A 12358-nucleotide genomic window follows, 5' to 3' on the forward strand; every position below is an offset into this window, starting at 1 on the left:
TCCTTACGCGTCCTGGCCCGGCGCGGCGGCGACGAGCGTGTCGATGTGGGCGGCGAGGTCGCGCAGCCGGGGATTGGTGTAGACGGCCTTCACGGGCAGGGCGACGCCGAGTTCGGCACGGACCCGCGACACCAGCTTGATCGCGAGCAGGGAGTGGCCGCCCAGCTTGAAGAAGTTGTCGTCCGGTCCGATCCGTGAGGCGCCGAGCACGGTGGACCAGACCCCGGCGATCAACGCCTGGGAGCGCGACAGGGCCGGGTCGGACGCGTCGGCCGTGGCCTGCTGCACGGCGGGGGCGGGCAGCGCGGACCGGTCCAGCTTGCCCTGGGTGGTGGTGGGGAAGCGCTCCACGGCCACGAAGGCCGCCGGGACCATGTACGCGGGCAGTGTGGCCGTCAGGTGTGCGCGCAGGGCCGTCGGGTCCGCGGGACCGGCTGCCGGGTCGTGCGGGCGGTGGTAGGCCACGAGGCCGGGGGCTCCGTTGACGTCGTCGCGCAGGACGACCACGGCCTCGGCCACCTGGGCGTGAGCGGCCAGGGCCGCCTCGATCTCCGGCAGTTCGATGCGGTGGCCGCGCAGCTTGACCTGTCCGTCGGCCCGTCCGAGGCAGAGCAGCCGGCCGTCGGGCAGCGGCGTCACGAGATCGCCGGTGCGGTACATGCGGGATCCGGAACCGTCCGGGTCGGCGACGTAGCGCTCGGCCGTCAGGGCCGGGCGGTGCCGGTAGCCCCGGCCCACGCGCGGGCCGGCCAGGTACAGCTCGCCGCGGCCGCCGGGCGGCACCGGGCGCAGGGCCTCGTCCAGGACCCGTCCGCGCAGGCCCGGCAGCACCGTGCCGATGTGCGGTGCGTCGGCACCGTCGATCCAGCCCGCGGTCGCGTCCACGGTGCATTCGGTCGGCCCGTACAGGTTGACCGCGCGCAGCACGCCGGCCTCGGTCTGCTCGCCGATCCGTCGCCACAGGGCGGGGCCGATCGCCTCGCCGCCGACGAGCAGGGTCAGGGGGCGCGGCCCGCCGTCGGCGGTCAGCAGGTCCAGCAGCGGTTCGGCGTGCGCGGGGGTGATGTCCAGCGTCGTCAGGGCGTGCTCGTCGACGAAACGGGCCAGCAGCGCCGGGTCGGCACGCGTCTCGTCGTCCACCATGACCAGGGTGTCTCCGCGGCACAGGCGTATCCACTGCTGCACGGAGGCGTCGAACGACGGCGAGGCGTTCCAGCCGACCCGGCCGGTGCCCGGACCCGTGATGCCCTCGGACTCCAGTTCGGCCAGCAGCGCGGACGCGGCGGCCCGGCCGATCTCGACGCCCTTGGGCCGGCCGGTGGAGCCGGACGTGTAGATGACGTACGCGAGACCGTCCCCGGGGACGGGTGCGGGGCGGTACGTCGCTTCCCCGGCCCCGTCCGGTGCGGTCAGTTCGCCGACGGTGACGTGCGCGGTGCCCGGTGCCAGGGCGTCGGCGGGGCCGTCGGCGGTGACGACCAGGTCGGCGCCGGAGTCCTCCACGAGGTAACGGCGCCGGTCGGCCGGGAGCCTGGGGTCGACCGGCAGGTAGGCCGCGCCCGCGGTGAGGGTGCCGATCAGGGTGGTCACCAGGTCGGCGCCGCGCGGCAGGGCCAGGGCGACGACGCTCTCCGGGCCGATGCCGCGGGCGGCGAGCCGGCCGGCGATCCGCATGGCCTCGGCGCGCAGCCCGGCGAAGGTCAGCTCGCGGTCGGCGGCGACCACGGCGGTTCGGCCGGCGGGCGCCTGGGCCAGGCGGTCCAGCAGGTCGGTCACGGAAGAGGCGGCGTACCCGGTGATGTCCGGGGCGGTGGCGGTGGCGGGGCGCTCGGGCAGAACGGCGGTCATGGCGGCGGTCACTCTCCGGTGAAGACGGTCGTGGCGGGCTCGGTGGTGGGGGCGCAGTCGGCGAGGGCGATCGGCTCGCCCATCGCGACGAGGATCTTGCGGTCGCCCTTGAACGCCTCGCGGCCGTGGGCGCACAGGAGGTTGTCGACGAGCATGAGGTCACCCTCCTGCCAGGTCTCGCGGACCGTCACCCGGTCGTAGACGGCGTTGACGGCGTCGACCTCGTCGTCGGTGAGGCGGCTGCCGTCACCGAGATAGGTGTTGAAGGGCAGGCCGTCCTCGCCGTACGTCTCCACCAGCACCTCGCGGACGTCCGGGTCGAGGGTGCGGCTGTTCCAGAACGCGAAGTGGTTGAACCAGCTGCGCTCCCCCGTCACCGGGTGGGTGATGATGGCGGAGCGGCGCTGGCGGGTCACGAGCGCGTCGTCGTCCAGCCACTCGAAGCCGACGGTGTTCTGCCTGCAGTACGCCTCGGCGACGGCCTTGTCCTCGGTGGCGAAGGTCTTGTACCAGGGCAGCCCGGCCAGTTCCGAGTAGGTGCGCACCAGCAGCCAGCCCATCCGTTCGAACCGGGCGACCAGGTCCGGCGGGAGCAGCCGCAGCGCCTCCCGCATGTCGCCGACCGTGGTGGCGCCGCCTTCCTCGGGCGCGGTGATGCAGCCGAACAGCAGCACGCCGGGGAAGTCGAGGGTGTAGCTGTTCTCGTTGTGCAGCCGGATGGGCTGGACGGCGGGCAGATCGGTGGAGGAGAAGACGCCCTCGCCGAAGTCGGTGCGCGGGGTGGCCTTCTCCTTGTAGCCGGCCCGCTGCGAGATCAGCGCGTCACGGGCGGCGGCGAAGCTCGCGGCGTCCCGCACGGGCAGTCCGCGCAGCAGGACGGCACCGGAGCGGTGCAGTTCGGCCTGGATCTGCTCGCGGTGAGCCGTCAGCCAGGCCACCGCCTCGTCGAGTCCCGCGGTGGCCGGGACGTGCACGACGACGGGCTTGCCGGGTTCGCGGACCGGGGTGATCGGACCCGTCGCGGGGAGGGCCGGGGCGTCTGCGTGAATGGTCATGAGGAGTCCTTGGAAGGTCGAGGAGAAGAAGGGCGAGAGGAGGAAGGCGGAGGGGGCGGCCGCGGGCCGTCAGGCGGCCGAGGCGGTGACCCTGCCGCCGATCACGTGGGACAGCGCGGAGAAGAACCGCGGCAGCTGGTCCTGGAAGTAGAAGTGCCCGCCCGGCAGGACGTGCTGGGTGAACGCCTGGCCGGTGACCTCGGCCCAGCGGCCGAGGGAGGCGGCCGGGGCGACCGGGTCGGCGTCGCCGCCGATCACCGTCACGGGGCACTCGACGCGGGCCTCGGCGACCGGGCAGCGGTAGACGTCGTCGATGGCGAAGTCGGCGCGGATGGAGGGGATGACGATCTCCCGCAACTCCGGGTCGTCGAGGATGCCGTCGTCGGTGCCACCGCGTTCCTTGATGGCGGCCACGAGCTGGTCGTCGTCCAGCCGCTCGGGGTGGACGACGGCCGGATTGGCGAGGAACGGCGCCCGGCACGCGGAGGCGACCAGCGCCCGCGGCGTACGGCCGGACGCCTGGAGCAGCCGCACCACCTCGAAGGCGACCAGGGACCCCATGCTGTGCCCCAGCACGACGAGGTCGTCGGTGGCGCCGGCGGGCAGGCAGGCGGCCACCGGACCGGCCAGGTCGGCGATGTCGCGCGGCAGATCCTCGGCGTAGCGGGCACCGCGCCCCGGGTACTGGCCGATCAGCAGCCGCACGTCGGCGGGCAGGTGCTCGCGCCAGTCCGCGTAGGCGTGGGCGTTGCCTCCGGCGTGCGGCAGGACGAGCAGCGCGCTGCGCTGCGGGCCCTCACCGGGCAGGTCCCAAACGACGTCGTCGGGGGCGGCGGTCACTGCGGTGTGGTCGGTCATGGAGGGCTCCGTTACTGGTCGTCGGTGCGGCGGCGGAGGGTGGGCCGGACCCGCTTGGGCGCGGCGGCGCCGGCCGCCGGCCGGGACTCGATGTGCTCGGCCAGGGCGGCCGGGGTGGGGTGCTGGAAGACGTCGCGCAAGGTGAGCGTGACGCCCAGGGCGGTGGCGATGCGGTGGGTGAGGCGGGCGGCGAGCAGGGAGTGGCCGCCGTGGTCGAAGAAGCTGTCGTCGACCGTCACCGTCCCCGTCACGGGCAGGACGTCGGTGAAGAGACCGAGCACGGTCGACTCGAGCGGGGTCCGCGGCGCGCGCCCGCTCCCGGTCGTCCGAGGCGCTCGGACGGCGGGCAGCGCCCGTTTGTCGATCTTCCCGTTGGGGGTGAGCGGAAGCCGGTCCAACGCGACGACGAACGCCGGGACCATGTGGTCGGGCAGCCGCTCGCGCAGCCAGCGGCGGATCTCCTGCGGCTCGGGGCCGGGGTCGGTGGTGGGCACCACGTAGGCGGTGAGGTGGTCGGTGGCCAGGAGCACGGCCTGGGTGATGCCGGGATGCCCGGTCAGCACGGTCTCGATCTCGGTCGGCTCGATCCGGAAACCCCGGATCTTGACCTGCCCGTCACTGCGCCCCGCGTAGTGGAGGTTCCCGTCACCGTCCCAATAGGCCCGGTCACCCGTGCGATAGCAGCGACTGCCCACCGGACCGAACGGGTTCGGAACGAAACGAGCCGCGGTCACGGCCGACTGGGCCAGATACCCGTGCGCGATCCCCTCACCGGCCAGATACAACTCACCCGTCACACCCGGCGGAACAGGACGCAGACCCTCGTCCAGAACATAGGCGAACTTGTTGACCACCGGACGCCCGATCGACACACTCACACCCAACTCCCGGGAGCGATCGACCGTGTGAGTGGTGGTGAAACCCATCGACTCCGCCGGACCATAACCATTGGCCACCGTCACCCGCGGACACAGCCGCTGCAGCCGGGCGATGTGTGTGGGCGAGGCCGGCTCACCCCCGGTGAACACGACCCGGACCGTCGAAAAGGCGTCCGGATGCTCATCGACCAGATAGTTGAACAGACTCGACGACAACTGAAGCATCGTCACCCGATGCCGAACGGCCAACTCCGCAACCAGCGCCGGCTCCGGCCGCTGACCGGGCTGCAGAACCGTCGCACCACCGTGCAGCAACGCCCCCCAGAACTCCAGACTGAAGGCATCCCACGACACCGGCGAACATTGCAGGAACACCTCACCCGCACCGAACACCGCATACGACTGCGCCGTCACCGTCGACACCAGATTCCGATGCGAGGACACGATCCCCTTCGGACGCCCCGTCGACCCCGACGTGAACATCACACACGCCGCATCCTCACCCGCCAGGGCGAGGGGGAGGTCTTCTCCGTCGTGGGCGGCGACGACTGCTCGTTCCTCGTCGACCAGCACCTCACTCCACGGGCCCCTGATGTGGCGGCGTTGCCGGTCCGCATCGGTGATCAGGAGGCGCAGTCCGGCCTCCTCGGCCGTGCCGCGCAGCCGCTCGTCGGGGAACTCCGGGTCCAGCAGCACATACCCCGCACCCGCCTTCACCACCGCGACCACCGCCACCGCGAAGTCCACGCCCCGATCCAGCAACACACCCGCCAGATCACCGCGCCCCAACCCCAGCCCCCGCAGATGTCGGGCCAGCCGATTCGCCCGACCGTTCAACTCCCCGTACGACACACACTCGTCACCGAAGACGACCGCCACTTCATCCGGCCGCGACCGCACCCGCTCCTCGAACCGGGCCGTCAGCACCGGCTCCTCGTCACACCCCACCGACCTGCCCGCCCACTCGCCCAACATCCGCCGGCGCTCCGCGCTGCCGAGGATCTCCAGGTGTGACACAGGGGTCCCGGGAGCGGTCACCGCGTGTTCCAGCAGGCGGCGCAGGGCCTCCACCATCCGTTCGACGGTCGAGCGGTCGTAGAGGTCACAGCTGTAGAGGACCGTTCCGGACAGGCCGGTGCTGTCGTCGGCCGTCAGCAGGAACTCCAGGTCGAACTTGACCGAGCCGGGGGCCGGTGGCTGGGCGGGGGCGGCCTGGATCCCGGGGAGGTCGGGGAGGACGGGCGGGCCGGACTCCAGCGTCAGGCAGATCTGGAACAGGGGGTGCCGGGCCAGGGAGCGCGCCGGGTTCACCGCCTCCAGGACTTGGTCGAACGGTGCGTCCTGGTGGGCGAAGGCGTCCAGGTCGGTCGTCCGCACGCGGGCGAGCAGGTCCCGGAACTCCGGGTCACCCGAGGTGTCGGTGCGCAGCACCACCGTGTTCACGAAGAAGCCCACCAGTTCCGTGAGCGCCTCGTCGGGACGGCCCGCGACCGGGGAGCCGAGGGGGATGTCCGTTCCGGCGCCCAGCCGCGTCAGTGTCGCGGCCAGTGCGGCTTGGAGCACCATGAACGGGGTGCATCTCTCGGCGCGGGCCAGTTCGAGGACCCGCTTGTGGAGGTCGCGGCCGAAGTCCACCCGGATGGCGTCGCCGCGCCGCCCGGCGACCGCCGGCCGTGGCCGGTCCGTCACCAGAGCCAGTTCCTCGGGCAGGTCGGCGAGCGTCGTGCGCCAGTACGCCACCTGTTCGTCCAGCGCCCCGCCGTCCAGGGCCGTGCGCTGCCAGAGCGCGTAGTCGGCGTAGTCGAGGGGCAGCGGCTCCCAGTCGGGGGTGTGGCCGGCCACTCGGGCCGTGTACGCGGCGGACAGGTCGGCGAACAGCGGGCGCAGGGACTGGCCGTCGGTGGCGATGTGGTGCAACAGGAGGAGCAGGGTGGCCCGGTGGTCGCCCTCGCGCAGGAGTGTCACCCGCAGCGGGTGCTCGGTGGCCAGGTCGAAGGTGTGCCGGGCCGCTGCGTGCAGCTCGGTCTCGACCTCGTCCGGCGCCACCTCGCGCACCTCGACGTGGACGCCGTCCGCGGCTTCGTCGGCCGGCGTGACGAGCTGGTACGGCTGCCCCTCCGCGGTCGCGAAGCGGGTCCGCAGGGGCGCGTGCCGCCGTACAAGGTCGCCCACCGCCGCTCGTAGCGCTGCGGCGTCCACCTCGCCTCCGCTCAGCCGGACGGCCATGGGCACGTTGTAGGCCGTGTCGGGTCCGTTCAGTCCGGTCACGAGCCACAGCCGTCGCTGTGCGCTGGACAGGGGCAGCCGCTCGGGGCGCACGGCCGCCCGGGTGAGGGCGGGCAGCGCCGGGCGGCCGGTGGCCTGCGTGATCCGCCGGGCGAGGGCGGCGGGGGTCGGGTGCTGGAAGACGTCGCGCAGGGTGAGTGTGACGCCGAAGGTGGCGGCGATGCGGTGGGTGAGGCGGGCGGCGAGCAGGGAGTGGCCGCCGTGGTCGAAGAAGCTGTCGTCGATCGACAGCGGTGCCGCCGAGCCGAGCACCTCGCTGGTCATGTCACGCACCAGCTCTTCGAGTTCGGTGCGGGGGGCACGGCCGTGGGAGGTCAGTGGGGCTTCCACCTGGGGCAGGGCACGTTTGTCGATCTTCCCGTTGGGGGTGAGGGGCAGCCGGTCCAGCAGGACGAAGTGGGCGGGGACCATGTGCTCGGGCAGCCGCTCCCGCAACCAGGCGCGCAGGGCGGCAGGCGTGACAGTGGCGCCCGGTGCGGCCGTCACGTAGGCGGTGAGGTGGTCGGTGGCCAGGAGCACGGCCTGGGTGATGCAGGGATGCCCGGTCAGCACGGTCTCGATCTCGGTCGGCTCGATCCGGAAACCCCGGATCTTGACCTGACCGTCACTGCGCCCCGCGTAGTGGAGGTTCCCGTCACCGTCCCAATAGGCCCGGTCACCCGTGCGATAGCAGCGACTGCCCACCGGACCGAACGGGTTCGGAACGAAACGAGCCGCGGTGACGGCCGACTGGGCCAGATACCCGTGCGCGATCCCCTCACCGGCCAGATACAACTCACCCGTCACACCCGGCGGAACAGGACGCAGACCCTCGTCCAGAACATAGGCGAACTTGTTGACCACCGGACGCCCGATCGACACACTCACACCCAACTCCCGGGAGCGATCGACCGTGTGAGTGGTGGTGAAACCCATCGACTCCGCCGGACCATAACCGTTGGTCACCGTCACCCGCGGACACAGCCGCTGCAGGCGGGCGATGTGTGTGGGCGAGGCCGGCTCACCCCCGGTGAACACGACTCGGACCGAAGCGAAGGCGTCCGGATGCTCGTCGACCAGATAGTTGAACAGACTCGACGACAACTGAAGCATCGTCACCCGATGCCGAACGGCCAACTCCGCAACCACCGCCGGCTCCGGCCGCTGACCGGGCTGCAGAACCGTCGCACCACCGTGCAGCAACGCCCCCCAGAACTCCAGACTGAAGGCATCCCACGACACCGGCGAACACTGCAGGAACACCTCACCCGCACCGAACACCGCATACGACTGCGCCGTCACCGTCGACACCAGATTCCGATGCGAGGACACGATCCCCTTCGGACGCCCCGTCGACCCCGACGTGAACATCACACACGCCGCATCCTCACCCACCAGAGTCACAGCGAGATCGTCCCGGTCGTGCGCGGCGATCGACTCGCGGTCACGATCGACCAGCACCGACGCACCGCCGCCGACCACCCGGCCGTGATGCACGGAGTCGGTGATCAGAACACGGACTCCGGCATCCTCGGCCGTGCCGCGCAGCCGCTCGTCGGGGAACTCCGGGTCCAGCAGCACATACCCCGCACCCGCCTTCACCACCGCGACCACCGCCACGGCGAAGTCCACACCCCGATCCAGCAACACACCCGCCAGATCACCGCGCCCCAACCCCAGCCCCCGCAGATGCCGGGCCAGCCGATTCGCCCGACCGTTCAACTCCCCGTACGACACACACTCGTCACCGAAGACGACCGCCACCTCATCCGGCCGCGACCGCACCCGCTCCTCGAACCGGGCCGTCAGCACCGGCTCCCCGCCATACCCCACCGACCTGCCCGCCCACTCCCCCAGCACCCTCTGCCGTTCACCGGTGCCCAGCACCTCTGTCCGGGACAGTGCGAGTCCGGGCTCCGTCAGGAGGCGTTCCGCGAACCTCACGAAGCGGTCCTGGTGTCCGGCCACCGCCGCGATGTCGCAGACCTCGGGTGAGGCGTCGAAGTCGATCCGCAGGCCGAGTTCGGGCCCCAGGTCGTACACGCCGACCGCCAGGTCCTCCACCGGGCCGTTGCCGAGGTTGTGCTGGACCGTCGGCAGGCCGAAGAAGCGCTTGCCGGGCGCGAACGCCATGATGTTCACCTGGGGGGACGCGATCCGCCGTGCCGCTTCGCCGAGGCCCAGGTCGCGGCAGACGTCCTCGTAGCGGGTCCGCTGGTGTCTCAGCCCCTCGCGGGCCTGTGCCCGTACCGTCGCGAGCAGGTCGGTGAGCGAGTCGTCGGCGCGGACCGGTACCCGCAGCGGGATGACGTTCGACATCATGCCGGGGGTGCGGCGGGCCAGTTCGGTGCGCCGGCTCGTCACCGGCAGCCCCAGCACGGGTGCGTCGGCCCCGCCGACCCGGTGCACGTAGGCCGCGACCAGCGCGAGGACCAGCATCGTCCAGGGCGCCCGGTGGGTGCGGGCGACCTCCTTCAGCCGGTCGGACCGTTCGGCGCCGAGGAGGACGGTGCGCCGGGTGAACGGCAGCGCTCCGGGCCGGACGGTCGCGGTGTGACCCTCGGCGAGCCGCGGCACGGGCTGGACATCGGCCAGCTGCGCGGCCCAGTGCGCCCGGTCCTCGGCGGCCTCCGGGGAGGCGCGGTACGCCGTGTCCTCGGCGAGCAGTTCCTCGAGGCTGCCGAAGGGGGTCTCCCCCCACGGTTGTCCCGCGGCCGCACGGTCGTACAGGTCGACCAGCCGTTCGTCGAGCAGGGCGATGCCCATGCCGTCGATGGCCAGGTGGTGGAAGGCGTGGAAGTAGAACCAGCGCTCCTCCCCCGCGTCGGTGCGGCCGGCGCGGATCAGCGCGTGGCGGGTGAGCCAGTCGTGCGCCAGGTCGAAGGGGCGGGCGAGTTCGGCGTCCATCCAGGCGCGGGCCGCCGCCACCGGGTCGTTCTCGTCGCTCAGGTCGACGATGCGCAGGCTGCGTCCGAGCGGTTTGGCCTGCACCTCCTGCCACAGGGTGCCGTCGTCGCCGGAGCCGACGCCTCGGATGCGCAGCGCGTCGGCCTCGCAGGCGAGCCGGTACCAGCAGCAGGCCAGCAGGCCGGTGTCGAGCGGCCCGGTGAGTTCGCGGTACTCCCCGATGTTGTAGCGGCAGCCGGAGGTGTCGAGCCCGTGCGCCATCCAGATGTCGCGCTGCGCCGCCGACAGGGGCAGCCGCACGGTGGAGGGCCCGTGCGCGGTGCCCTGTTCCGACGTGGTCGGGGACATGGGGGTGCTCCTCGGAGTCGTGGGGCTGCTGGAGTGGGGTGACTTGCCCGGGCCGTCGTGGCGGCCGGATGCCATACAAGCCCTGGCGGGCGCCGCCGAGCGGCAGTTGGCCCGGCAATACGGGAGCAGGTCAGTGGGCGGGGGCAGTTGCCGCGGCAGGCTGGGCGAGGGCGGCGCGGACCAGGCCCAGGACGTGGAAGCGGGAGGCGCCGTCCCGGTACACCGCGCTCACCGTGCCGCTGAGCAGCAGTTCGCGCAGGTGCCGGCCGCACTCGGCAGGAGTCAGGCCGGTGAGTCCGGTGAGGTCGTTCAGCTCGTGGCCCTGACCCGGGACGGCGCCGCCGGTGGCCGTCGGCGTGCACAGGGCGTCCAGCAGGGCGCGGGGCCCGGCCTGCAACCGCTCCAGACGGTCGTGCAGCCGGGTAAGGAAGTCGCCCGCACCGCCCGTCGGGTCGAGGTGGTCGAGCAGTGCGGCGGGGTCCGCGGCCAGGCAGCCGCACAGGGTCGCGAGGTCGTACACCACCAGCCAGGACGCGGCCGCGAGGAGCGCCCCGGGATGGCCGTCCAGCAGACGGCAGACGGCGGTGGCCCGTGCCATGTCCGCGGGTGCGGCCGTGAAGTCGGGCCGGGCCCGGCGCACGTGGTCGAGGAAGAGCCGGACGGCCGGTGAGTCGCTCACCCCGGCGCCGTCGACCGGCACGTCCAGCGGGGACAGCAGGAAGATGCGCTCACCGGGCACACCCCACGGCGCGTCGGACGTCACGAGCAGCCGCAACCCCGGGCAACCGCGCAGGAGCGCGGTCAGCCGGTCGGTTCTGGGTGGTGTGGCCGGAGCGCCGTCCAGCACGAGCAACGCCGGTCCCTCACCGACCAGTTCGGCCAGGGCAGTGACGGCTGGGGTCCCGGTGCCCGGGGCGTGCCGAGCGAACAGCTCGCCCGCCAGGGAGGCGAGTTGAGCGGTGAGAGTGGTGTCCCCGGGCGCCAGGTACTCGCCGCGGTGCCCGGGGAAGGCGTGCCAGAGCACGGGCAGGCCCGCACCGTGCAGTCGCTCGGCCACCGCCAGGGCCAGCCGGGTCTTGCCTACGCCGGTCAACCCCACGACGTTGACCAGCCGTTCCGTCCCCGACTCCGCCAATTCCGAGGCCAGGATCCGTGTCTCCCCTTCGCGTGCCACCATCGCGTGCGGGGCGGTCGGCGGTGCCGTCGGCTCCTGGGGGCCCGGGCCGATGCCGCGGCCCCGCTGGGCCGCTTCCTCCAGGGCGGCCCGGGCGCGCGGACCGAGCCGCAGCGCGTCCGCCACCAGCTGGACGGTGCCGGAGCGCGGCCGTCTCGCCTTGCCCTGCTCCAGGTCCCGGATGGCCCGGACGCTGATCGTGGACAGATCGGCGAGTTCCCGCTGCGTGAGCCCGATGCGCAGGCGGTGCGAGCGGATCAACGCACCTATCGCAGTCGTCCCGTGGGCCGGCGTCGCAGGGGTGAGGGCGGCATCCGCGGGACGGGAGGCGGCCCGGGGGAAGCCGAGGCCGCCGGCCGGACCGGCGGGCGCTGCGGGGGTGACGGGGGCGAGGTGGGGCCGGCCGAAGGTCCCGCCCGGTCGGGCGGGAACGGTACCGGCGGAGCCGGCAGGGCCGGCGGAACGGGCGGCGCGGGTGGCGAGGGTGTCCATGGTGACGCTCCCGGTGAAGACGGTGGTCGATGACGGGACGGGACGGCGCGGCCCGGTTCCCGTCCTCCATCGTCCGCAGGGCACTATCCCGCCGACATCGTGCGGCGGGCGTCCGCCCGCCGCCCCGCTATCACCGGCTGTCCCCGCCCCGGCGCGGGGCGTGATAGCGCGGCGATAAGGGCGGGGGCGGTGCCGGGATTCCGGTCGTTCCTAGCGTGGTGCCCACGAAGAAGGAAGCGCCCCGGGAAGCCGGGGACGCCCTACTACCGGAAGGACACTGATCATGACTGTCGCTCCTGCTCTCCGCGCCGCCCTCGTCACCGTCGCCGTCGCCGGAGCCACGCTGCTGGGCGCGCAGATCGCACAGGCCGACGGCCCGGCCGTCACCACCTCCGGTACGGCAGGCACGACCGGTGTGACCACGCCGCAGGCCACCCCGTCGCCCACCGCTTCCGGTGACACCAACCCCTGGGACTGACCGCGTCGGCCCGATCCCGGAAGCCGGTGCTGCGCCTGATCACCGCAGCCACCGC

Annotated in this window: 6 protein-coding genes; 1 reads left to right on the forward strand and 5 read right to left on the reverse strand. The window is 72.8% G+C overall.

Features of this window, described 5'->3' with window-relative positions:
* Positions 1–3 precede the first annotated feature (3 nt).
* The 5 genes from ACZ4M5_RS15385 to ACZ4M5_RS15405 form a co-directional block, all read right to left on the reverse strand.
* Positions 4–1848, reverse strand: a complete 1845-nt coding sequence (locus ACZ4M5_RS15385) for a non-ribosomal peptide synthetase (RefSeq protein ID WP_467736870.1) — start codon at positions 1846–1848, stop codon at positions 4–6.
* 8 nt (positions 1849–1856) lie between these two features.
* The gene (locus tag ACZ4M5_RS15390; protein ID WP_467736872.1) at positions 1857–2903 is read right to left on the reverse strand and encodes a TauD/TfdA family dioxygenase; all 1047 of its coding nucleotides are present in this window, start codon (positions 2901–2903) and stop codon (positions 1857–1859) included.
* A gap of 69 nt (positions 2904–2972) precedes the next feature.
* Positions 2973–3761 carry a thioesterase II family protein gene (locus ACZ4M5_RS15395; RefSeq protein ID WP_467736874.1) on the reverse strand — a complete coding sequence of 263 codons (789 nt, stop codon included), beginning with the start codon at positions 3759–3761 and terminating at the stop codon, positions 2973–2975.
* An 11-nt stretch (positions 3762–3772) separates the two neighbouring features.
* Positions 3773–10159 carry an amino acid adenylation domain-containing protein gene (locus tag ACZ4M5_RS15400; RefSeq protein ID WP_467736876.1) on the reverse strand — a complete coding sequence of 2129 codons (6387 nt, stop codon included), beginning with the start codon at positions 10157–10159 and terminating at the stop codon, positions 3773–3775.
* Between the two features lie 130 nt (positions 10160–10289).
* A complete protein-coding gene (locus ACZ4M5_RS15405; protein ID WP_467736878.1) occupies positions 10290–11594 on the reverse strand; it encodes a helix-turn-helix domain-containing protein in 1305 nt (434 codons plus the stop codon).
* 514 nt (positions 11595–12108) lie between these two features.
* On the opposite strand from ACZ4M5_RS15405, the gene ACZ4M5_RS15410 reads away from it, so the two are divergent.
* Positions 12109–12303 carry a hypothetical protein gene (locus tag ACZ4M5_RS15410; protein WP_451879494.1) on the forward strand — a complete coding sequence of 65 codons (195 nt, stop codon included), beginning with the start codon at positions 12109–12111 and terminating at the stop codon, positions 12301–12303.
* Positions 12304–12358: the final 55 nt, after the last annotated feature.

It is taken from the genome of Streptomyces sp. NPDC026246, from assembly GCF_055567995.1.